Raw genomic sequence first — 23,375 nt, 5'->3', positions numbered from 1 at the left:
TTATTTTCATTCCCCATTCATTGGATTTATCAGATTAAATATTTATAAAAAGTAATCCTGAGTTTGCTTTTAAGGTCTGCTGACAGGGCGGTAACTCATGAAATATTGGATTCTTTCATCTTTGTTGGGAGAAGTGGTTTTTGCAAGATCACTTTTAACATCATAAGAAATATTTCCAGCGTTATCAGAGTGTACCGTTTCGATACTTAGCAATTCTCCGGTAATAGTTCCGCCAATATATTGAGGGTTCTCATGATATTTCCAGGTAACCAGTTTCATAACAGTACCTGTTTCCGGTGTCTGATTTTCCTTTGATAAAGATTCCAGCGCTTTTTCGTTTCCATATAAAGCGGACATTGTTCCTTTCTTGGGATTTAAAGAATTGGAAATGAATTTAAGCTGGCCAGGATCAAAAACAACTCTCTTAAGTCCATTATCTGTATCGTTATTTTCTTTGCTGCAAGCGGTAAGAGCAATAAGGCTTACCAGTAAAATCAGGATTGTATTTTTCATTTTTTCTGTAAATTTTGGATTAATCTTTGAGTATTTACTTTCATTGGAACATCAAAAAGATATCCTGTTTTTTCTGCGAGCTGTCTATGGCAGGCGATGCATGATTCTTTGGCAAAAGATGTGTTTTTTCCTGTAGGATGAAGGTCATCTTCTGAGAATTTTGCAAATCCCCAGCCTTCAGTATCTTTATACTGTTTGGAATCTTTTATCATAAACTGTGCATTGATGAATTTTCCTGGTCTGATTTCTCCGCTGGGAAGTTCTTCCTGTTTCCATACAGATTTTACGACAATACTTCCGTCTGGCCATGGATGAAAGTTTTCTGTTTCCACAGCTTTTACTGCAATATCATTTCCATAGATGACACGGATAGAGTTGTCGAAAAGAGTACTCATACTGATCACTTTCCAGTTTTTAAAATCAGGCGTATACTGAACGCCATTGGGAGAAACCGGAAACTTTGCTGGAGTTGCAGCAGGTGTACTGGAAGCCGGATGAGGTTCATTTTTATGTTGTGCTGCCGGATTTACTGAAGATAATGAAAGAGTGTATTTTTTGATGATTTCAATATCTTTTTCTGTAATCTTAGCTGAAGGATGCAGAAAAGTGTATTCATGAAGAGGCATTTTCCCGCTCTGCATCATATTGAGGATAGCATACATTTTCCCCTGATGTTCAGCCGGGGAGAGTTTTTCCCATTCTGAGAAATTCAGAACTTCTCTGGCTCTTTTGATGTCTTTATTTACGGCCCACGAAACAGGAGCGATTTTATCATACCAACTTAAGTTTTGCTGGTTGGAATGGCAATTGAAACATGAGTTTTCAAGAATACTGATCACTTCCCTTGGCGCTTCAATCTTTCCTGTAACCGGTTTTCCTTCCAATGGTTTGCTGAATAGCTGCAACCCTCCGAAGGTTCCTGATATCACCAGAAATGCTATGGCAACGAAGTTTCTTTTTTTCTTTACGGTATCCATAATGAGTATTGTTTTTATTTCTGGATCAAAAGTAGATGGATAGTCTATGTTGTGAAACGAAAAACAAGCTTAACCGGACAAATCAAAAGGTGAATCCGGAATTTTGAGCCCCGAAAATACACAAGAAAAATCCCGGTAATTGTACTACCGGGATCTGATTAAATCTAACGTTTATAAAGTAATACCGCCGTCTATGATAATTTCGGTTCCGGTGACATAGCTTGAAATCTGGTCATCTGACAAATAGCTAACCAGTTTGGCAACTTCTTCAGCTGTTCCCATTTTTTTCAATGGAATCTGATCTACGAGATGATTTTGTATATTTTTCAATGTCTCTTCATCAAGTCCGGCCTTATTCATAATCTCAGTTTTTATCGGACCGGGACTGATCATATTCACTCTGATTTTTCTTGGCGCTAATTCTGCCGCCGCTGTTTTTGCAATTGAGTTCAACGCAGCTTTGCTTGCCTGATAAGCAGAACTGTTTGGTTTATAGGTAGAAGCCACAATAGAAGATAAAAAGATGACAGACGCACCATCATTTAATAATGGAATTAATTTGCTTAACGTAAAATATGCACCTCTGAAATTGATGTTCATCATCTGGTCAAAATTTTCTACATCCATATTCTCAATGGAGGTCAGGGTTCCTGTAATTCCTGCATTGATAAACAGGATATCTATTTTTCCAAACTGTTTCTCTACTTCTTCTTTTAAAAGATCAATCTCATTAAGGTTTGCCTGGTCTGCGGTGAACGGGATTGCTCCAAGCTCCTGAGCTGCTTTTTCTACAGCTTCTTTTCGTCTTCCGGTGATGATAACCGTTGCGCCTTCTGAAATAAGTTCTTTTGCTGCAGCGAATCCTATTCCGCTGTTTCCTCCTGTCACGATAGCCAGTTTGTTACTGAATTTTTTCATTGTAAAATTTTTGACAAAGTTATTTCGAAATGGTATACTTTTGTAACCAGTATCACAGAGTATACCAGTATCATTCGTGATATCACTTAACTTTGCAACTATGGAAAGAGATCAGACAGAAGAACTTAGAGCTTTACAGGATACCCTTTACTTTGTCGGAGGGAAATGGCGAATTCCTGTGATCAATTCTCTTTGTAACGGGAACAGACGTTTCAGGGAAATTGAACGGAGTATTCCCGGAATTACCACCAGAATGCTTTCAAAAGAACTGAAAGATATGGAGCTTAATAAACTGCTAAAACGCACCGTTTACCCGGAAACTCCTGTTTTAATAGAATATGAACCCACGGAATATTGTCGCACCTTTGGAAATATTATCCAAGAAATGATCAACTGGGGGAGAGAGCATAGGAGAGTAATTGTGGAGAATAGGTGATAGGTTGTAGATGTTAGGTGGCAGGGATTAGGGAGATGCTGACCTAGATGAGTAAATATGTCCTCAATATTCCACTCCTTTGGAGGGGTGGCAAAAATTCTTTGAATTTTTGACGGGGTGGTCTTATCGCTATATTTTAACGAGGTGGTTCCACAAAAAAAGCCCCTTAAAAAAGGAGCTTTCATTTATATCAAAACGAACAATTAAATTCCGTCAATGATTTCATTTAAAACAGTGCTAGGTCTCATCGCTGCATACGTTTTATATGTATCTGTTTTGTAGTATCCTTCAATGTTTTGAGGTTTACCCTGAGCACCAATTAATTCTGCATTGATTACTTCTTCATTTTCCTGCATTGCCTGTGCAATCGGCGCAAATTGTTTAGCCAACTCAGCATCAGCAGTTTGGTTAGCCAGTGCTTCAGCCCAGTACATTGCTAAATAGAAGTGAGAACCTCTGTTATCGATCTGGCCTACTTTTCTTGCAGGAGATTTATCTGTAGCTAAGAATTTAGCATTAGCTTCATCCAATGCATCAGCTAAAACCTGAGATTTTGTATTCCCCTGAGTTTGTGCCAAGTGCTCTAAAGAAGCCTGAAGTGCCAAGAATTCACCTAGAGAATCCCATCTTAAATATCCTTCTTCTAAGAACTGCTCAACGTGTTTAGGAGCAGAACCTCCGGCACCTGTTTCAAATAAACCACCACCGTTCATCAATGGAACAATAGAAAGCATTTTTGCAGAAGTACCAAGCTCAAGGATTGGGAAAAGGTCAGTTAAATAATCTCTCAATACGTTTCCGGAAACAGAGATCGTGTCTTTACCTTCTCTAGCTCTTTTCAGAGTTTCAGTCATAGCATCTTTTACATCAAGGATTCTGATGTCAAGACCCGTTGTATCGTGGTCAGCAAGATATTTCTCTACTTTTTTGATGATTTCTCTGTCGTGAGCTCTTCCTTTGTCTAACCAGAAGATGGCAGGAGTATCAGATAATCTTGATCTGTTTACCGCTAATTTTACCCAGTCCTGAATAGGAGCATCTTTTGTCTGACACATTCTGAAGATATCATCTTTTTCTACTTTCTGAGAAAGAAGGATATTTCCAGCCTCGTCCTGAACTTCTACAGTTCCGTCAGCTGCTAATTGGAAAGTTTTATCATGAGAACCATATTCTTCAGCTTTCTGAGCCATCAAACCTACGTTTGGAACAGATCCCATTGTTGTAGGGTCTAATTTTCCGTGCGCTTTCATATCGTCAATTACAGACTGATAGAAACCTGCGTAAGAACGGTCCGGGATGATACAAACAGTATCTTCTTCGTTTCCGTCTTTGTTCCACATTTTACCTCCGCCTCTTACAAGAGCAGCCATAGATGCATCAACGATGATATCAGAAGGTACGTGGAAGTTAGTAATTCCTTTGTCAGAATTTACCATTGCCACTCTAGGTCCGTTTGCCAAAGCAGCTTCAATGTCAGCTTTGATGTCAGCTTCCTGAGCATTTCCTTTAATCTTTTCAAAAAGATCAGCAAGACCGTTATTTGGATTGATGTCTAAAGATTTGAAAGTCTCAGCATATTTAGTAAATACTTCTTTGAAGAAAGTCTCAACGATAGCCCCGAAAATAATTGGGTCAGAGATTTTCATCATCGTAGCTTTAAGGTGAGCAGAAAGAAGTACATTTCTGTTCTTAGCTTCCTCAATTGCTTCCTGAACAAATGCTTTCAATGCATTTAAGTTCATTACAGAAGAATCAATTACTTCACCAGCCTGAAGACCTGCGAAGTCTTTTAATACAGATTCAGAACCGTCGTTTCCTTTGAATACGATTCTGTATTTTGTAGCATTTTCTAATGTTGTAGAAGTTTCTGTACCGTAGAAATCACCATTGTTCATGTGTGCTACGTCAGTTTTGCTGTCAGAAGCCCAGTTACCCATTCTGTGTGGGTTTGCTTTTGCATAGTTTTTAACAGCTTTTGGAGCACGTCTGTCAGAGTTTCCTTCTCTTAATACAGGGTTTACAGCACTTCCTAATACTTTGGCATACTTAGCTTTGATTGCTTTTTCTTCATCATTTTTAGGCTCTGCAGGATAATTTGGAACAGCGAAACCTTTACCTTGTAATTCAGCGATTGCTGCGTCCAATTGAGGTACAGAAGCAGAAATGTTAGGTAACTTAATGATATTAGCGTCAGGTTGAGTAGCCAGTTGGCCAAGTTCTGATAAAGCATCGCTTATTTTCTGGTCGTCTTTTAAAAACTCAGGAAAATTTGCAAGAATTCTTCCTGACAAAGAAATATCCGGAACCGCGATTTCGATATTTGCTGATTTTGTGAAAGCTTTTACAATAGGTAAAAACGAGTGAGTAGCCAGCATTGGAGCTTCATCAGTAAGTGTGTAATAGATTTTTGATTTTTCTGACATTATACTGTTATTTTTTATTTGAAATTTTAAGTCCCACAAATTTAGTAAATATCATTGTTTTATTTGAGATATTTCCATAAAAAAGTGGCTTTTGTATCTTTAATTTTATATCGTTGTAATTGTATTGCTTCCGGATATGCTGTCATTAATTCTAAAAATAATTGGATAATTTCAGATATTGAACTTTTGCCGTCTAAAGCTTGTTTTTTTTAAAGTCATGAGCATGCAGGTAATTTTGTTTGAAAAACTGATGAGCAGGTGAAAACGTTTTATTTTCACTTTAAGATTAATTTAACCATAATAAGTCGGGAAAATTTTCTTTTTTGATTAAATTTGAAAAACTAAAAAATAAAATTATGTCCACGACAATCACTTTAAAAGGAAACGAAGTACACACAATAGGAGCATTACCATCTGTAGGGACTACTGTAAAAGATTTTGCATTGGTAGATTCAGGATTAAATGTGAAAACACTTGAAACTTTTGACGGAAAGAAAAAAGTATTCAATATTTTCCCAAGTATTGATACTCCAACTTGTGCTGCTTCTTCCAGAAAATTCAATGAAGAAGCTTCAAAACTTGACAATACAGTAATCATCAATGTTTCAAAAGACCTTCCGTTTGCTCTGGGAAGATTCTGTGCAGCTGAAGGGTTGAATAATGTGGAAACACTTTCAGATTTCAGAAGCAGCTTTGGAGACGATTACGAAGTGACAATCGCAGATTCACCTTTAAAAGGTTTATTGAGCCGTGCCGTGATCGTTACAGACGAAAACAACAAAGTAATTTATACTGAGCAGGTTCCTGAAATAGCAAACGAACCTAATTACGATGCCGCTCTTGCCGCCTTGAAATAATAAAAATAATTTTTGTAGAAAAGCCTTGTGAATGTAATTTTTGCAAGGCTTTTTTTGAATATAAAATCTAATCAAATCACACCAAATGATGTCAAATAATTGTAAAAAATACGGAGAACTTTTTCAGGTAGACGCAGAACACTTTGATGAATTTTATGCGCTTCTGAATGATACGGTACTTTTAAAATCTGATTTTTTTCTGAAGCAGGGAGAAAAATGCAAATATCTTGGCTTTATTAAAAAAGGGACTATCAGATGTTTTTATATCAATGACCAAGGTCGCGAAATCAATTTTGGGTTCTACTTTGAAAATGAATTTTTTACCGATTACGAAAGTATACTTTGTGATACCGTTTCCAATATGAATATCCAGGCCCTGGAAAACTGTGAGATTTTACTGTTAAGTAAAGACCATTTGCGGGCTTTATACAAAAAAGAGGCTTACTGGCAGCAGTTCGGGAGAGTGATGAGTGAAAAAATTTATCTGGATGCAAAAAAAAGGATTGACGACCTGCTGTGCTATTCCCCCGAAAACCGATATCTCAATCTTGTCAAAAAACAACCCGCACTCTTTCAGAAAATAGCTCAGAAACATATTGCCAGTTATTTGGGCGTAACAGAACAGTCACTCAGCCGGATAAGAAGCCGGATTGTTAATTAACTTAAGTTAACGTCTGCAGATAATTTTATACCGTAGCTTTACCATTATCAAATTTTAACACAATCATTATGGAACAAAAAGATTTAACCATTATTTTGGTACACGGAGCATGGGGAGACGGGTCACACTGGCAGTACGTTATCCCTTCATTGACAAAAGCAGGATATAAAGTAAGAAGTGTTCAGAACCCATTAACTTCGCTGCAGGATGATATTAATAAGACAAAAGACCTTATTGATGCACAGGATGGGAAAGTACTTTTAGTAGGGCATTCCTATGGAGGTGCTGTTATTTCAGGAGCCGGAAATCATGATAAAGTAGCCGGACTTGTTTATATTGCTGCATTTGCACCTGATGCCGGAGACAGTCTGGGATCGCTTTTAGGAAGACGTGAATCGCCGGGTGGAGCAAGCATTTATCCGGATGATAAAGGCTTTTTATGGATCAAATATGATGAATTTAAATCTGCTTTCTGTCAGGATTTGGATGATGAAAAAGCATTGGTAATGTCATTGTCACAAAAACCTATTCACGGTCAGTGTTTTGGTGACGTAGCGGGTGAGCCGGCATGGAAAAAACTCCCAAGTTGGTATCAGATCTCATTGCAGGACCGAATGATCCCTGCAGAAACAGAAAAAGAAATGGCAGAGCGCCTTGAACCTAAGAAAATAATCTCTTTAGACGCGGGACACGCTTCATTGGCGTCACATCCTGAAGAAGTTACTCAGCTGATTTTAGAAGCTGCAGCCTCCGTTTAATACAAGATATAATACAATAATTTATTAAGCCTTGTGAAATTTTATGTAATTTCACAAGGCTTTTTTAATGAAAAAATTACTGCAAAATGGTAAAAAGAATTGTGGCCAATATCAAAACGGATGATCTTTCCAGAACCAATCAGTTTTATCAGGACATTCTGGAACTGGATGTTTTGATGGATCATGGCTGGATTAAAACATTGGGGAATGATGAAGAAGCAAAAATTCAGATCAGTTTTGCCGAACAGGGAGGAAATGATACTGAAGTTCCGGACCTTTCCATTGAAGTAGATAATGTAGATGAAATTTATCAGAAAATGAAAAATGCAGGCTTTGAAATCACTTATGATTTGACCAATGAAGAATGGGGAGTTCGCCGATTTTTTGTTAAAGATCCATTTCAAAAACTGATCAATATACTGTCTCATCAATAAACTACCTGACAATGAAAGCAGAACGCATTATTCCTGTTTTAAGAATCTTTGATTATCAGAAAACAAAAGAATTCTATGTAGACTGGCTGGGATTTGAGATTGTATGGGAACATTATTTTGATGAAAATACTCCCGTTTATATGGAAGTGAAAAGAGAAAATATCATTTTCCATTTAAGCGAACACCATGGAGACGGAACACCTGGAACAAGAGTTGCTGTCTGGGGAGAAGGCGTTCCTCAATATCATAAAGAATTGATTGACAAAAAATACAAATACAATCGTCCGGGACTTGAAAAAACGTTTTACGGTGCTGTATCTTTTACCGTAATTGATCCTTTCGGGAACAAAATTACATTTGAAGAAGAATATAATGAAGAAAAACATAAAGATCTTGAATTCTATTCCCACAATTAATCCTACACAAACTGCATAGCTTATTGTCATGTTTTCAAATATACATCAGGAGTTTGAGGTTCCGGAAGAACTTAAAGATACCATAAAATGTTTTTGGTATAACAGAAGGGATTATGGTGAACAACAGTCAGGATTTACGGTGATGCCGGATGGTTATGCTGAAATTATTTTTCATTTTGGAAGTGGCTGCAGTATCTCTCATCACGGAACTTTACAGGCTTTACCTTCTCCGTTTATCATGGGACTACTCAATCAGCCCGCTCTTTTTTATGCTCAAAATCAATTGGAAATTATTGGAATAAGATGTTTCCCATGGGCTGTTTTTGATTTGCTGGGATTGTCATCAGAAAAAACTGAAAACGGAGTTCATACTTTTGAACATCCCGTTGCAACGCTTCAAGCTACATTAAATGATCTTATTACGAAGGGAAAAATAGAAGAAGCCGTTTCTGAAGTAGAACAATATTTTCTGAAATTACATTCACTTATTACAGCAGACAGTCTCCTTTTCAAAGCCGGAGCTGCCATGAGAAAAAATAATGGAACTATTCCTGTCAATCAGGTGGCTGATTCAGCTCATACAACTGTCCGGACATTAGAAAGGAAGTTTAAACAGTCCTCTGGCCACACCGTAAAAGATGTATCCGGAGTGATGCGTTTTGAACAGATAAGAAACCGTCTGTGGCATGCTCCTGAAACTTCTATTGCAGCCCTCGCACAGGAATTCGGATATACAGATCAATCTCATTTAAGCAGAGAATTTAAACGGTACAGCGGCACAACACCTGCTGTTTTCGCACGGAAAGCCAAAAAAAGGAAACAAGCCTTAAGCAATGATTTTGTCGCATTTGTACAAGCCTGATACCATGGGATTCCGGAATTTTGTACCATAATAAATACATTAAAAATTATGGTATTGAAACATAAAAAAGTAGCCATCATTGGTGCAGGCCCGGTTGGATTAACAATGGCAATTTTACTACAGCAGAAAGGCGTTGAAGTAAATGTTTATGAAAGAGATAAGAATGCACAGACAAGAGTTTGGGGCGGAACCTTAGATCTTCATCGGGAATCAGGACAGAAAGCTATGAAAAAGGCTGGATTGTTAGATAAATATTACGAGATTGCCTTGCCTATAGGAATCAAAATTGCTGATGAACATGGCAATATACTTTTTACGAAAGAAATTACTCCTGAAAATCAATATGACAACCCGGAAATCAACAGAAATCATTTAAGAGAAATGTTGCTGGGCAGTCTTTCACATGATTCGGTAATCTGGGATATGAACTTTACCGGAATGAAAGAAAATGAAGGGAAATGGCTGCTTCATTTTAAGGACAAGTCTGATGTAACTGCAGATCTGGTCATAGGCGCTAATGGCGGAATGTCTAAAGTAAGAAGATATGTAACAGATGCTGAAGTAGAAGATACAGGGACTTTTATCATTCAGGGAGATATTCCACAGCCTGAGAAAGCGTGTCCCGAATTTTTTGAATGGTGCGACGGAAAAAGACCAATGGCCGCTTTTGAAGGTAATCTATTGGTCGCCAATCCTTATAATAACGGAGCGTTGACGTATGGAGTCATATTCAAAAAGCCTGATGAATGGAAAAATGGCCCTGGTTTGGATTTTCAGAACACAGAACAGATTCGTCAGTTTCTTGTCCGAAGATTTTCTGCATGGAACGAGCTGTATCAGCAGTTATTCCTATCAACTTCCTTTTTTGTGGGGTTGCCAACAAGGACAATTCCATTAGACAAACCCTGGAAAGACAACCGCTCTTTACCTGTAACACTTATTGGAGATGCCGCTCATCTGATGCCGCCTTTTGCTGGACAGGGAGTCAATAGCGGGCTGATGGATGCTTTAATTTTATCAGAAAATCTGACAGAAGAAAAATATCAAAGCATAAATGAATCGATTGATGCCTATGAACAGAAAATGTTTATCTACGCCAAAGAAGCACAACTGGAATCCGGTAAAAATGAATTGGAAATGCGTGATCCCGGTTTCTCTTTTACAAACCTTATCCGATAACCGTAATAATAGAATTAATGATCGGGATCATTAAATAGTAAGAGTAATAAAACTTAACTTTACATTTTTAAAACAATGAAACGTTCAGGAACAGCAGATTTACCCCTTCACTATGGCAAAGTACCACCATGGCTGTATGAACGTATGTCTGTGCTTGGACTTTCCATTATTGAAGTAATTCTCATGGATTATGGTAAAGATGAGGTATTGCGCCGATTGGCAGATCCGTTCTGGTTTCAGAGCTTTGGAGCTGTAATGGGAATGGACTGGCATTCTTCAGGAATTACCACTTCTGTGATGGGAGCACTGAAACGTTCCATTAATCCCAATTCACAATCTCTGGGACTTTATATCTGTGGTGGTAAAGGAAAGTTTTCCCGTGAAACTCCATCAGAATTAATAAAAATAGCTGATAAAACAGGTCTCAACGGAACAGATTTGGTGAGAGCCAGCAAGCTTTCGGCAAAAGTGGATAATACGGCAATTCAGGATGGCTATCAACTGTATCTGCATAATTTCATCCTTTCAGACAATGGAAACTGGAGCGTTATTCAGCAGGGAATGCATGAATCGGATGGAACAGCAAGGCGGTATCACTGGCATTCCGAAAATATCAAATCCTTTGTAGAGCAGCCTCATACGGGAATCAACGGAATTTCAAGAGGAAAAATACTTAACCTTACCGATGCCGAAGCTTCAGAGAACAGAAAGGGAATTTTAGATATCTCCCATACCGATTCAGCAGAAGTAATGAAGGATTTTGCAACATTGATTCTTCCTGCCCATCATGACGTTCAGGCTTCCGATGTAGATCTGAAGCGTTTGGGAGCACTTCTGTATGTTACCAGAGAGCAGCAGCCTCAGAATTTTGAAGATTTACTGATGCTGGAAGGAGTAGGACCAAGAACCATGCAGTCATTGGCTTTGGTAAGTGAAGTCATTCACGGAGCGCCATCGAGATTTGCCGATCCGGCAAGATTTTCCTTTGCTCATGGAGGTAAAGACGGACATCCTTTCCCAGTTCCGATCAATACATATGATGAAAGTATCAGCATTCTCAGAAAAGGGATTGAAAAGTCCAGACTGGGAAATTCTGATAAACTGAATTCTTTAAACAAGCTTCATCAGATCGTTGCCAATGCCGAAAAAGACTTTACTCCGGATTTTGATATTCAGCAGGTGATTGAAGAAGAAAGACAAAATTCCTGGCGTTTTGGTGGCAAGACCGTCTTTGGTGATGCCCAGAAACCCAATGCACCCAAATCAATACAACTTTCCCTGTTTTAAAAAAATATTTCCTGTAAAAAGCTTACAATTACTATTATCGGCAGATAGTCATTCCCATCCTTCGGAGGGGTGGCAAAAATTCAAAGAATTTTTGACGGGGTGGTTAGAGATAGTATGTTTCAAATAACTGTTTAAAATTAATAAGCTTTGAAATATCTTTAATTTCAATAGAATATGTGCTTTTGATGAAAATATTCAATTCTTTGTTTAATATTTTTTGCTCTTAATTCAATTAAAAATTTTATTTTTAAAGACTAAAAAAATTGACACCAATGACCAATCAAGCTTTAGAAATCTGCTATGATTTCCCTTTCTTTTTCCCCGAAGAGCTTGCTGAGATATTTCAGGCTCATGAGAAAACATCTTTCCAGAAAGGTGATTTCATCCTTGAGGAAGGAAAAACGGCCAATGAATATTATATTCTTGAAAGCGGATTGGCGCGTTCCTATGTTAATGATTTTAACGGAAATGAAGTAACCACTCACTTTTTCGTAGAAAATGAAGTCATTATTGAGGTTTTGTCAATGTTTCAGCGGGTTCCCTCTCAGGAAAATATCGTTTGTATTACAGATTGTGAATGCTGGAGGATGGATTATGATACGTTTCAGGAATTATTCCATAAAATTCCAAACCTCAGAGAATGGGGAAGATCATGGATGTCTCAGGAACTTTTTGCCTACAAACAGAGATCTGTAGAAATGTTCACCCTTTCAGCAACCAGAAGATATCTTAATCTGCTGGAGCAGAAAGCTAAAGTCATACAATTTGCACCATTGAAACAAATTGCTTCCTATCTGGGAGTTACAGACACTTCTTTGAGCCGTATCCGTAAGGAAATTGTCTCACATCCTAAGAAAAATTAAATCTTGCCCTATGACAAGTTGATTTTCATTGCACCTTGGTAATTTTGGATAACAGATTAACACTAAAATTACAAAAATGAAAGTCAATCAAATTTATGTAAACCTTCCGGTAAAAGATGTACAGAAAACAAAAGAATTCTGGACCAAGGTTGGTTTTTCTATTAATGAACAATTCTCAGATGATAAAGCAGCTTGCGTTGCTTTGAATGATACCATCTATGTCATGTTTCTGCAGGAAGATTACTTTATGACCTTTACCAATAAGCCTGTTGCCAAGGAAAATACCAGTCAGGTTCTTGTAGCAGTAGGTCTTGACAGCCGTGAAGACGTAGATAAAATAGTGAATACCGCTGTAAAAAACGGTGCGTTGCAGCATGAAGAACCTCAGGATTATGGATGGATGTATCAGAATTCCTTTTGGGATATTGATGGGCATGGCTGGAACATGACGTTTGCCGATATGTCGCAAATGCCTGCAGAATAGTTAGTCCAAATAAAAATTAAATCTTGTCCTATGACAAGCTCATTCTTACCATACCTTGGTAATTTTGGATAAAATTCACCACTAAAATTTACAAAATGAATATTACTGATATTTACGTCAACCTACCCGTAAAAGACGTACAAAAAACCAGAGAATTCTGGACAGAGTTAGGCTTTTCTATCAATGAACAGTTTTCAAACGATAAGGCAATATGTGTGGTCATGAAGGAAAATCATATTTACACCATGTTCCTAAAAGAAGAGTTCTTCCAGACCTTTACCAACAGACCTTTTGCTAAAGGAGATACCACACAGGTGCTTCTTGCCATTGGGGTAAACAGCCGCGAAGAAGTAGATCAGATGGTAAAAACAGCCATCGGAAACGGAGGTTCAAAATATGGCGAGCCTGTAGATTACGGATGGATGTATCAAAGCAGTTTTGCTGATATCAATGGCCATCAGTGGGAAGTGATGCATGGAGATGTATCCCAGATGCCTGCAGAATAATATTATCATTCACTTATTAAATACTTATCCAATGGAAGCAACATCAAACGATATAGAATTAATAAAGAATCAAGTTGTCAGCAACTATCAGGTGATTTCTTTGAATATTGACGGCATTACCCATGAAGAATCAATGATTTTTCCTAATGGTGAAGCTAACTGTATGAATTGGATTCTTGGACACTTAATCCATATCAGGAATCCCTTTCTGAATATTTTAGGCGAAGAATCCGTGTGGGACAGTGAAAAGTTTTCCTGCTACAACAGAGGTGAAATTCCTTTGAACCGGAAAGATGAATTAGTCAACTTTGAAGATTTAAAATCCTATTTGAAACAATCTCAGGACGGGCTGGAAGCGAAACTTAATACCCTAAACAGTTTTAAACCTGAAATGGTTAAAGATATTTCAACCCTAAGTCTTCATGAAATTTACCACAGCGGACAGCTGGGTTATCTCCGCAGAATTTTAGGAAAACCGGGTGCCATAAAATAGATTCCTTGCTTTGCTCGGAATGACAAGTACATCGTTGGAATATTAGTATTACTTTTTAGAAGAGTGCAATTTTATCGAAGATAAAATCCTTGCGCCTTAAACACACACACACAGCTTATAGAAATCTTGCGCCTTTGCGTTTCTCCAACCTATAATTTCTAACTTCTAATCTCTAATTAAAAATGGACACACCAAAATCAAAAAAAATGGAACTCGTTATTCCGGCTTACAGAATGCATTCCCAAAGCTTTATGAATGTTTTGGAAGGCATTTCGGAAGAAGATGCATTGAAAAGAATTGAAAATAAAACCAACCATATCGTATGGATGGCAGGGAATTTTGTCAACATGCGCTACGGCTTGGGCTGGGTGCTTGGGGTACAGGAAGAAGACCCTTACAGTGACTTGTTTTTCCAGGGAAAAACATTGGATGAAGGCTTTAAATATCCAACTTTAGCTGAATTAAAAGAGAACTTTCATAAAATTTCCTCTAAAGTATTCCAAAGACTTCATGAAGTAACTGATGAAGAACTGGATGAGATATTTGAGATAGGAATGAATATTCCTTTTATTAAAGAAACGAAACTCAATTTTGTCGGAATGTGCATTGGCCGTGAAGATTATCTCTGCGGGCAGATAGGCTTGATGCGCAGAATTCTGGATTATCCCGGAATGAAGTATGATGTAGACGAAAATCTTAAATACTAATCATGAATCCGGTAGAAAAAGGCTATAAAAAAGTCAACGGAATCCAATTGTATTATGAGATCTATGGATCCGGAAAACCATTGGTTCTGATTCATGGAGGAGGTTCTTCCATTCTGTACGATTTTAAAGAAGTCATTGCCAGGCTGGAAGACAAGTTCCAGCTCATAGGGATCGATCTGCAAAACCACGGACGTAGCGAACACCGTGATATTCCTGAAACATTTGAGCAGGATGCTGATGATGTTGCCGGACTTTTAGCCGAATTAAACATTGGAAAGGCTTCCTTATGGGGATTCAGCAATGGTGGGAGTACGGTAATGCAAATTGGCCACCGTCATCCTGGAATCGTAGAAAAACTGGTTGTTGCCTCAGCATTTTATAAAAGAAGCGGAATGATAGACGGCTTTTTTGAAGGAATGCAGGAAGCCACTTTTGAATCGATGCCGGAACCTTTCAAAATTAATTTTTTAAATCTCAATCCGGATTTTTCAAAACTGGAAAATCTTTTTGAGAAAGACTGTACAAGGATGCAGACGTTTGAAGACTGGGATGATGAAGTGCTGATATCTATACAATCACCTACATTATTCATCAGTGGTGATCAGGATGTGATGAAACCGGAACACGCTGCAGCGATGTGGCGCCTGGTGAAAGGTTCCCGGTTAATGATACTTCCCGCAACTCATGGTGTTTATATGATGCCTGACTTTGACGGAAGTATTGATGTAAACTTAATAGACTTTACGGTCAGAGAAGTAGAAAAATTTATAAACCATTAAGAACTTTGAAAAATAGTGAGTCAAGCCAAGTGAATTGTAATGATTCAAAACAGAGCTGTATTTACTATTCATACTAAATTAATTATTCCTTAATGGATCAACGATAGAACCTTATAATAACTTTAAAATTAAAAATCATGGCTAAATTAAATCCATACCTAAATTTCGATGGAACAGCTGAAGAAGCGTTCAATTTTTACAAAACTGTTTTCGGTGGTGAATTCGTAGGAGGAATTCATAAAATGGGAAATGCTCCCGGTACAGAAAACCTTTCAGAAGAAGAAAAAAACAGGGTAATGCACATTGCTTTGCCTATTGGAGGTGACCTTTTAATGGCATCAGATATTGTACCTGGTTTTGGGCAGACGCTTACCGTAGGAAATAATAATTATGTTTCTATTTTCCCTGATTCAAGAAATGAAGCCGACAGAATCTTTAAAGAACTTTCTGATGGCGGAAATGTGGAAATGCCGATTGAAGATCAGTTTTGGGGAGACTATTTCGGATGCTTTCAGGATAAATATGGTGTTCATTGGATGGTGAACTATAATGACGAATACGCAAAATAATCCTATATTTAACTAATCATAAAAAGAGATGCCCATTTTTTGGGCAGCTCTTTATTCAAACTGTAAAAAAAATTAGAACTATGGATCCAATTAAAATAGACATTACAATTTTAGCGCCCGTTGAGAAAGTTTGGAATTATTTCAATGAGCCAAAACATATCACAAAATGGAATTTTGCCCACGAAAGCTGGCAGTGCCCTAGTTCTGAAAATGATCTGAAGGTAGGAGGCAGATTCAAAAACAGAATGGAAGCTAAAGACAAAAGTTTCGGATTTGATTTTGAAGGAGTTTATGACGAAATTATTCCCCATGAGGTTATCAAATATCATATGGAAGACGGGCGGAAAGTAGAAGTTGTTTTCGATAAAATAGATGAAAACACAACGAAAGTTATTGAAATTTTCGATCCGGAAAAACAAAATTCAGTGGAAATGCAGCGAGATGGCTGGTATGCTATTCTTAATAATTTCCACAAGTATGTTGAGAATCATTAACAATATTTTTTGTAGCCATGATCAATTTAGTTATCATGTCCAAGAGTTTAAATTCCATTTATGCTTTTAATTATGACCCTAAAGAAGAATTTCTTCATGGGGTTATTGCAATACCTGCAAGAAGAGCTTTAGAAAAAGAAAAAATAAATTCTTTGGAAAAACTTTCAGATTATTCCGAGAAAGAAATTATGCAGCTTCATGGTTTCGGAAAAAATACGATGGTGAAACTGAAGAATTATATGAAAGAAAATCAGGTATGCTTTAAAGAAGTATAAAAAGTGTAACCAGACATTTCTACGGTGTCATTGCAGATAAAGCGAAACAATCTTCTTTAAATGCAAAGACATAAGATTTCTTTTGCTGTAAAATTAATCAGCAGATAAATACTATTCCCAAGAAAAAAGTAAAACAAGATAAATCAATCCATTTAAATATAAAATTATGAATAACGATATTTTCCCATGTCTCTGGTATGACGGAGATGCCAAGCAGTCTGCAGAATTTTATTGTGAAGTTTTTGGAGGCGAGATCACGGCTGATACTCCTGTGGTGATGAATATTGATTTGTTTGGACAAAGATTGATGCTTCTGAATGGCGGTCCGCAATTCAAAAAAAATCCTTCCATCTCTTTCATGGTGATTTGTGAAACAGAAGATGAAGTTCAAAAATACTGGGATCAGTTACTTGTTGGCGGGATGGCTTTGATGGAGCTGGGATCTTACTCATGGAGCCCAAAATACGGATGGGTTCAGGATAAATATGGAGTAACATGGCAGTTGTTTTTGGGTGAAAAAGCAAGCGAACAGAAAATAATTCCTACTTTGATGTTCATCCATGGAAATAATGGAAAAGCAAAAGAAGCTATGGAACTTTACACTAAAACGTTCCCTAACTCAAGCATAGGAAACATATTGACCTATGGAGCAGGCAATGAAGGGCATGATATCCCGGAACCGGCAGAAAATGTTCAGCATGCTCATTTTGTGATAGACAATTACAGTGTATTCTGTATGGATAATTCTTATGATCACCAGTTTGATTTCAATGAAGGAATATCATTGGTGGTAATGACGGACGACCAGCAGCAGACTGATAAATACTGGAATACGCTGACAGCAGACGGCGGCAGAGAAAGCATGTGCGGCTGGCTGAAAGATAAATATGGGCTGAGCTGGCAGATTGTGCCTAAAAGACTTATTCAGTTAATGAATGATTCCAATCAGGAAAAAGCCTATAAAGTAGTTCAGGCTATGATGAAAATGCAGAAAATTATCATCCAGGATTTGGAGGATGCTTATCAATCTTAATCTATTTCGGCGTATTGTTTGATATGATTTAGAGAAAAGATTTGCATATGAAGACACAGAACAAATCACAATCTAAGTCAGAAGTCCCTAAAGAAGGGCTGTTTCCGGAAATTATCCGGAACGATTATCAGGGAAGCCGGAAGCTGAAAGGTAAAAAAGCAGTTATTTCCGGAGGAGACAGTGGCATAGGACAGGCTGTAGCCGTTCATTTTGCCAGAGAAGGAGCAGATGTTGCTATCATCTACAAAGAAAGTGACGATGATGCCAAAGAGACTAAAAAACTGGTTGAAAAAGAAGGACAGGAATGTATCCTCATCAAAGGCGATCTTACCCGGAAAACATTCAGGACCAAGTGTGCAGACAAGATTAAAAAAGAGTGGAAGAAACTTGATATTCTCGTGAATAATGCAGGAATTCATACTTCCAAAAGCAGTCTGGAAAAAATCTCTGATGAACAGATTCGGGAAACATTTGATACCAATATTATTTCTATGATTTCTTTCACCAGAAATTTTCTTCCGCTGATTGGAAAAGGAGGAAGAATCATCTGCACAACTTCTGTCACAGCATACCGCGGAAGCGATCATTTACTTGACTATGCCGCTACAAAAGGAGCCGTATTGTCTTTTATTCGCTCACTGGCAGATAATCTTGCCGAAAAAGGAATTCTGGTGAATGGAATTGCACCTGGACCTATTTGGACTCCGCTTGTGAAAGAAGCTTTTGATGATCTTTCCAAATTTGGAAAAGATACTCCGCTGAAGCGTGCTGGGCAACCATCGGAAGTAGCTCCGGCCTATGTTTTTCTTGCTTCTAAAGATGCAAGTTATATTACAGGAGAAATTATCCACATTAACGGAGGTGATTTCGTCGGAGGATAGAATGAAACGCTGGAAGCTGGAAACAAGAAGTTAGAAGTTAGAAAATCACAGATCAATACACTCTTACTCTAAGACTCTCAAACCCTCAGACACAATCACCTGCAACCTATTAACCACCACCTAAAACCTTAAAATATATGGAACGATTATCATACGAAATAGAAATCAATGCCGAACCTGAAAAAGTATGGAGTGTCCTGTGGGCAGATATTACTTACAGGCAATGGACAACGGCATTTACAGAAGGTTCTTTCTATGAAGGAACACTCGAAGAGAACAATATTGTTAAATTTCTTGACCCCAAAAACAACGGAATGTACAGCAGGGTAGAAAAGGTTATTCCTAATGAAGAAATAAGATTTCTGCACCTTGGAGAAATTTATGACGGTATTGAAGTTCCTCAGGACTGGGGAGAAGCAACAGAAGCTTATTTCCTTGAAGAAAATGAAGAAGGAACACTACTGAAAACAGAAATACAGACTCCTGCAGAATTTAAAGACTTTTTTGAAGAGAAATTTCCAAAAGCGATGACCATCGTTAAGCACCTTTCAGAGAATCAGTTGTAAATATCTCAGGTTAAATTACACCTGAGATTGAAAGTAATTCAATAGCCAAATCACTGTAAAAAATATAAAAATGGAAACCTTATCATACGAAACAGTAATTGATGCCCCTTTACAGAAAGTATGGGACATTCTTTGGAACCCTGAAACATATAGTGAATGGACTCGGTTTTTCGGTCCGGGATCTATCATGAAATCCGATTGGAAGATAGGCGGAAAAACCTATTTTCTTAATGCTGAGGGAGAAGGAATGGTTTCAACCATAGACAGTCTGGAAGAACCCCATCAGATTGTTTTTAAACATCTGGGAATGGTAGATAAAAATGGAGTAGAAGACACCCAAAGCAAAGAAGTAATGGAATGGAACGGAAGCTTTGAAAAATATTTCCTGATCGACTTTGGAGGGAAAACAAAACTTCATGCCGAAGTTCAGGTTGAAAAACAATGGGAAGATCACATGAACACAGGCTTTACAAAAGGTCTGATGGTCGTGAAAAGTCTCGCAGAAGGAGTAAGCCTCGATTCTGTGTAAAGCAGTTCAAAGTTTAAAATTTCAAGTTCAAGGTCTCTAATCCCTGCCACCTATCATCTGCTACCTGCTACCTGCTACCTATTACCTACCACCTAAAATATGAAACTACTCGTAATACTTTTCGCAACATTTATTCTGGCTTTGCTGGGAACTTTTTTAGTTCAGGGAAAGCCGGATTTTATATTTTCAGGAAACCTGGGAATGGCTGTATTTATCATATTTACAGGTTTTGCCCATTTTAAATTTCAGAAAGGAATGGCCATGATGATTCCCGAATTTATTCCCGCGAGAATGTTTTGGGTATACTTTACAGGAGTTTTAGAAATTGCTGCAGGAATCGGACTGATGATTCCGGCTGTTCGTGAGATTACTGCAGTGTTGCTGATTATTTTTTATGTATTGGTTTTTATTGCCAATATCAATTCTTCCAGGAAAAGGATTAATATTTTTAAAGCAGATTACACTGGTCCGGGAATGAAATACCTTTACATGCAAAGGATTCCCATGCAGATTATTTTGATAGTCTGGACCTGGTATTTCGGAATATATTTACACTAAATAAAAAAGACAGTCATGGAGGCTGTCTTTTTCATATAATTGCTGTTTTTTTAAATTAATTGATAATATTGTGTAACGTTTTATAGGGATCGTGTGTCTTATTGTATAAATGCATTTATTTTTTATTGTTTTGAAAATAAGTGTGTTCTATAACTTTAACCTTAAAAACAGAAGTTATGAATCTAAATCACAAAATTTTCGGTACAGCCATTATTGTACTATCCTCTATGATGATCAACGCACAAAGTTCTACTGCAAAACTGCCGGGAGATCCTACTTTGCCATCTTCTAAGGCTAATCTTGAGAAACTTATTTCTTATGACAAAGGAAACTTCAAATACAAAGTTGAAGATTACTTTGCAAGACCAAAAGCTTCCGTATTTAAAATCTCTCCTGACGGAAAATATCTTTCCTACAAAGAAAAAGATCAGGATAAAAAAAATCATGTGTACGTTAAAGACTTGAGTACAGGAAAGATCACTAAGGCCATCGTTGAAAAAGATGATCTGATCAAAGCTTACGGCTGGCTGAATAAAAAACGTCTTTTCTATACGCAGGATAGAGGAGGAAATGAAAATATTCACCTTTATGCTACCGATACAGATGGAAGCAATCAAAAAGATCTAACACCATTTGACGGTGTAAAAGTGCAGTCTATTATTCCTATAAAAGATACTGATTTCGTTGTGGTTACTATGAATAAAAACAACAAACAGATCTTTGAACCTTTTAAAATCAATTTCGTTACAGGGGAAATGACCCAGCTGTATGAAAATAAAGATGTCAACAGTCCTATCGACGACTATCTTTTTGATAAAGATGGAAATCTGAGAGGCTATAGCGTTCTTGAAAACGGATTAACAACAAAAACATATTATAAAGATCTGCAGACAGGAAAATTCAACCTGATCAAATCCGCAGACTGGTCTGATACTTTCAGTATTATAGAGTTTAATGAAAATTCTAAAAATAAAGATGAAGCGTATGTAGTAATGAATCTTGATAGTGATAAAGCGAGAATTGTACTCTACGATCTGAAAAAAAATACTGTGATTAAAGAAATTTATTCCAATCCGGTATATGATGTAAGTTCAATAAGCACAGCGGGTAAAAATAGAAATTATGAGCTTGATTTTATTAGCTATGAAGGGACAAAAGGAGAAACAGTTCCGGTAAGTAAATTTTATAAAGAAATACATGATAAATTAAAATCTCAGTTTGGAGACAAGGAATTCGGAATTGCTTCTTCTGATGATAATAATGATAAACTTCTCGTTGTGGTAGGAAGTGATAAGCTCTACGGAACCTATTATGAATATGATACCAAAACCAAGCAAACCAAACTTCTGTACAACCTGATGCCTCAGCTGAAGGAAGAAGATATGGCTGAAATGAGACCTATCGAATTTAAAAGCAGAGATGGAATGACCATTCATGGATATATCACATTGCCTAAAGCAGCGCTGGAAGGTAAAGAAGTTCCAATGATTGTGAATCCTCACGGTGGTCCACAGGGAATCAGAGACAGCTGGGGATTCAATCCTGAAGCGCAGCTGTTTGCAAGCAGAGGATATGCCACACTTCAGGTCAACTTCAGAATTTCCGGAGGCTATGGAAAATCATTCCAGAAAGCAGGCTACAAACAGATCGGAAGAAAAGCGATGGATGATGTGGAAGACGGGGTAAAATATGCCATCAGTCAGGGATGGGTAGATCAGGATAAAGTAGCCATTTACGGAGGCAGCCATGGTGGATATGCCACGTTAATGGGCTTGATTAAAACTCCAGACCTGTATACTTGTGGGGTAGATTATGTAGGAGTATCGAATATCTTTACCTTCTTTGATTCATTCCCGGAATACTGGAAGCCTTATAAAGAAATGGTAAAACAAATCTGGTATGATCTGGATAATCCTGAAGAAGCAAAGATTGCCAAGGAAGTTTCACCGGTATATCAGATTGATAAGATTAAAAAACCACTATTTGTCGTTCAGGGAGCCAATGACCCAAGGGTAAACATCAATGAATCTGATCAGATTGTAAAAGCAATGCGTGCCAAAGGTTTTGAAGTTCCTTACCTGGTAAAATATGATGAAGGACATGGATTTGGAAAAGAACCGAACAGAATTGAGCTTTACAAATCAATGTTAGGATTCTTTGCAGAAAATTTTAATAAATAAACTATTAATTAAATAATATTTGAACGGAGGACTTAGGTCTTCCGTTTCTTTTTTATCATGGGTAAAGTCATTGCGAGCAAAGCGAAGCAATCTCATAAGAAATTAGAAGCAGTGGAAGAGTTGGAAACGCAAAGGCGCTAAGGTTTTACAAGTGATGTGCTTTAAGGCGCAAGGATTTTATCTTCGATAAAATTGTATAGCTCTAAGGGTTTACGGATATTTCCACGGTACATTTGTCATTCCGGGCGAAGCGAGGAATCCAGGCTCCGGTAATAGTCACTCTTATTAATTATGCAAATACTTATAAAAAACTGTTTTAATAACCTTTGATCTATATTGATCTACAAGAAAATAAAAAGAATATCACTTGCCGAAAATCTTTGATTTTCTTGCGCCTTACAATTATACATAATAATGATAAAAACTTTGCGGCCTTGCGTTTTCCAACCAAAAAAAATATATATGGAAATACAAAGATTTTATCATTCATTACTTATCATTTATCATTGATTACTTTAGCCCCGATAGCAGCGGTTACCCCGGAGCATGAATGGGAGCGTTGGAGGATAAGGTTGGGGGATAGTTTGGCGTGAGGAGTATGAGCGGATAGCGGGAATAAGCTCCTAAAGAAATAAATAATGAGTAATAAGCAATGGGTAATCTGATAAAATAAGAAGATAAAAATGTTGATGAATAAAAGAAAAATTGAATTGTAAGAAAAATATTTTAAATTTATT

Annotated in this window: 28 protein-coding genes; 24 read left to right on the top strand and 4 right to left on the bottom strand. The window is 37.4% G+C overall.

Annotation, left to right across the window (positions count from 1 at the left end):
* Nucleotides 1–69: 69 nt before the first annotated feature.
* The 3 genes from LC457_RS21380 to LC457_RS21370 form a co-directional block, all read right to left on the bottom strand.
* Nucleotides 70–513, bottom strand: coding sequence for a cytochrome P460 family protein (locus LC457_RS21380; protein WP_223601652.1), 444 nt, complete (start codon nucleotides 511–513; stop codon nucleotides 70–72).
* On the bottom strand, nucleotides 510–1,490 hold the full coding sequence (locus LC457_RS21375) for a heme-binding domain-containing protein (RefSeq protein WP_223601651.1): 981 nt from the start codon (nucleotides 1,488–1,490) through the stop codon (nucleotides 510–512). Before LC457_RS21375 ends, LC457_RS21380 begins: the two co-directional genes overlap by 4 nt.
* A 171-nt stretch (nucleotides 1,491–1,661) precedes the next feature.
* On the bottom strand, nucleotides 1,662–2,408 hold the full coding sequence (locus tag LC457_RS21370) for an SDR family oxidoreductase (protein ID WP_223601650.1): 747 nt from the start codon (nucleotides 2,406–2,408) through the stop codon (nucleotides 1,662–1,664).
* Between the two features lie 100 nt (nucleotides 2,409–2,508).
* Here LC457_RS21370 and LC457_RS21365 point away from each other — a divergent pair, with 100 nt between their 5' ends.
* Nucleotides 2,509–2,844, top strand: a complete 336-nt coding sequence (locus LC457_RS21365) for a helix-turn-helix domain-containing protein (protein ID WP_223601649.1) — start codon at nucleotides 2,509–2,511, stop codon at nucleotides 2,842–2,844.
* A 203-nt stretch (nucleotides 2,845–3,047) separates the two neighbouring features.
* On the opposite strand, the gene LC457_RS21360 is transcribed toward LC457_RS21365, so the two are convergent.
* Nucleotides 3,048–5,267: an NADP-dependent isocitrate dehydrogenase gene (locus LC457_RS21360; RefSeq protein ID WP_223601648.1), complete on the bottom strand. Its 2,220-nt coding sequence runs from the start codon at nucleotides 5,265–5,267 to the stop codon at nucleotides 3,048–3,050.
* Between the two features lie 356 nt (nucleotides 5,268–5,623).
* On the opposite strand from LC457_RS21360, the gene tpx reads away from it, so the two are divergent.
* From tpx to LC457_RS21245, 23 genes are all read left to right on the top strand, one after another.
* The gene (tpx, locus tag LC457_RS21355; protein ID WP_223601647.1) at nucleotides 5,624–6,124 is read left to right on the top strand and encodes a thiol peroxidase; all 501 of its coding nucleotides are present in this window, start codon (nucleotides 5,624–5,626) and stop codon (nucleotides 6,122–6,124) included.
* 85 nt (nucleotides 6,125–6,209) lie between these two features.
* A complete protein-coding gene (locus tag LC457_RS21350; RefSeq protein ID WP_223601646.1) occupies nucleotides 6,210–6,785 on the top strand; it encodes a Crp/Fnr family transcriptional regulator in 576 nt (191 codons plus the stop codon).
* A 68-nt stretch (nucleotides 6,786–6,853) separates the two neighbouring features.
* A complete protein-coding gene (locus tag LC457_RS21345; RefSeq protein ID WP_142718215.1) occupies nucleotides 6,854–7,543 on the top strand; it encodes an alpha/beta hydrolase in 690 nt (229 codons plus the stop codon).
* Nucleotides 7,544–7,629: 86 nt separating this feature from the next.
* A complete protein-coding gene (locus tag LC457_RS21340; protein ID WP_223601645.1) occupies nucleotides 7,630–7,977 on the top strand; it encodes a VOC family protein in 348 nt (115 codons plus the stop codon).
* An 11-nt stretch (nucleotides 7,978–7,988) separates the two neighbouring features.
* A complete protein-coding gene (locus tag LC457_RS21335) occupies nucleotides 7,989–8,393 on the top strand; it encodes a glyoxalase superfamily protein (protein WP_223601644.1) in 405 nt (134 codons plus the stop codon).
* A gap of 28 nt (nucleotides 8,394–8,421) precedes the next feature.
* Nucleotides 8,422–9,255 (top strand): AraC family transcriptional regulator, encoded by an 834-nt coding sequence (locus tag LC457_RS21330; protein WP_223601643.1) that lies wholly within the window; start codon nucleotides 8,422–8,424, stop codon nucleotides 9,253–9,255.
* 48 nt (nucleotides 9,256–9,303) lie between these two features.
* On the top strand, nucleotides 9,304–10,434 hold the full coding sequence (locus LC457_RS21325; RefSeq protein WP_223601642.1) for an NAD(P)/FAD-dependent oxidoreductase: 1,131 nt from the start codon (nucleotides 9,304–9,306) through the stop codon (nucleotides 10,432–10,434).
* A gap of 75 nt (nucleotides 10,435–10,509) precedes the next feature.
* Nucleotides 10,510–11,721 carry a DUF763 domain-containing protein gene (locus LC457_RS21320; RefSeq protein WP_223601641.1) on the top strand — a complete coding sequence of 404 codons (1,212 nt, stop codon included), beginning with the start codon at nucleotides 10,510–10,512 and terminating at the stop codon, nucleotides 11,719–11,721.
* 272 nt (nucleotides 11,722–11,993) lie between these two features.
* The gene (locus LC457_RS21315) at nucleotides 11,994–12,584 is read left to right on the top strand and encodes a Crp/Fnr family transcriptional regulator (protein ID WP_223601640.1); all 591 of its coding nucleotides are present in this window, start codon (nucleotides 11,994–11,996) and stop codon (nucleotides 12,582–12,584) included.
* A 76-nt stretch (nucleotides 12,585–12,660) separates the two neighbouring features.
* On the top strand, nucleotides 12,661–13,068 hold the full coding sequence (locus tag LC457_RS21310) for a VOC family protein (protein ID WP_223601639.1): 408 nt from the start codon (nucleotides 12,661–12,663) through the stop codon (nucleotides 13,066–13,068).
* Nucleotides 13,069–13,163: 95 nt separating this feature from the next.
* A complete protein-coding gene (locus LC457_RS21305; protein ID WP_223601638.1) occupies nucleotides 13,164–13,574 on the top strand; it encodes a VOC family protein in 411 nt (136 codons plus the stop codon).
* Nucleotides 13,575–13,605: 31 nt separating this feature from the next.
* Entirely contained in the window at nucleotides 13,606–14,067 is a 462-nt protein-coding gene (locus LC457_RS21300) for a hypothetical protein (RefSeq protein WP_223601637.1), read from the top strand.
* Nucleotides 14,068–14,273: 206 nt separating this feature from the next.
* Nucleotides 14,274–14,774, top strand: a complete 501-nt coding sequence (locus LC457_RS21295) for a DinB family protein (RefSeq protein WP_223601636.1) — start codon at nucleotides 14,274–14,276, stop codon at nucleotides 14,772–14,774.
* Nucleotides 14,775–14,776: 2 nt separating this feature from the next.
* Entirely contained in the window at nucleotides 14,777–15,553 is a 777-nt protein-coding gene (locus tag LC457_RS21290) for an alpha/beta fold hydrolase (RefSeq protein ID WP_223601635.1), read from the top strand.
* A 137-nt stretch (nucleotides 15,554–15,690) separates the two neighbouring features.
* Nucleotides 15,691–16,122, top strand: coding sequence for a VOC family protein (locus LC457_RS21285; RefSeq protein ID WP_047377588.1), 432 nt, complete (start codon nucleotides 15,691–15,693; stop codon nucleotides 16,120–16,122).
* 80 nt (nucleotides 16,123–16,202) lie between these two features.
* On the top strand, nucleotides 16,203–16,616 hold the full coding sequence (locus LC457_RS21280) for an SRPBCC family protein (RefSeq protein WP_047421660.1): 414 nt from the start codon (nucleotides 16,203–16,205) through the stop codon (nucleotides 16,614–16,616).
* A 35-nt stretch (nucleotides 16,617–16,651) separates the two neighbouring features.
* Entirely contained in the window at nucleotides 16,652–16,891 is a 240-nt protein-coding gene (locus tag LC457_RS21275) for a hypothetical protein (protein WP_223601634.1), read from the top strand.
* Nucleotides 16,892–17,057: 166 nt separating this feature from the next.
* Nucleotides 17,058–17,924, top strand: coding sequence for a VOC family protein (locus LC457_RS21270; RefSeq protein WP_223601633.1), 867 nt, complete (start codon nucleotides 17,058–17,060; stop codon nucleotides 17,922–17,924).
* A gap of 47 nt (nucleotides 17,925–17,971) precedes the next feature.
* Nucleotides 17,972–18,805 carry an SDR family oxidoreductase gene (locus LC457_RS21265; protein ID WP_223601632.1) on the top strand — a complete coding sequence of 278 codons (834 nt, stop codon included), beginning with the start codon at nucleotides 17,972–17,974 and terminating at the stop codon, nucleotides 18,803–18,805.
* A 137-nt stretch (nucleotides 18,806–18,942) separates the two neighbouring features.
* Entirely contained in the window at nucleotides 18,943–19,371 is a 429-nt protein-coding gene (locus tag LC457_RS21260) for an SRPBCC domain-containing protein (protein WP_223601631.1), read from the top strand.
* A gap of 70 nt (nucleotides 19,372–19,441) precedes the next feature.
* The gene (locus LC457_RS21255) at nucleotides 19,442–19,900 is read left to right on the top strand and encodes an SRPBCC domain-containing protein (protein WP_223601630.1); all 459 of its coding nucleotides are present in this window, start codon (nucleotides 19,442–19,444) and stop codon (nucleotides 19,898–19,900) included.
* A 99-nt stretch (nucleotides 19,901–19,999) separates the two neighbouring features.
* Complete coding sequence (locus LC457_RS21250; RefSeq protein WP_223601629.1) at nucleotides 20,000–20,458, top strand: DoxX family protein; 459 nt, start codon at nucleotides 20,000–20,002, stop codon at nucleotides 20,456–20,458.
* Between the two features lie 176 nt (nucleotides 20,459–20,634).
* Complete coding sequence (locus LC457_RS21245) at nucleotides 20,635–22,638, top strand: S9 family peptidase (protein WP_223601628.1); 2,004 nt, start codon at nucleotides 20,635–20,637, stop codon at nucleotides 22,636–22,638.
* The last annotated feature ends 737 nt before the right edge of the window (nucleotides 22,639–23,375 follow it).

Source organism: Chryseobacterium sp. GVT01B (assembly GCF_019970045.1).
Lineage (GTDB): Bacteria > Bacteroidota > Bacteroidia > Flavobacteriales > Weeksellaceae > Chryseobacterium.
This window is presented reverse-complemented; position numbering and strand designations above follow the sequence as displayed.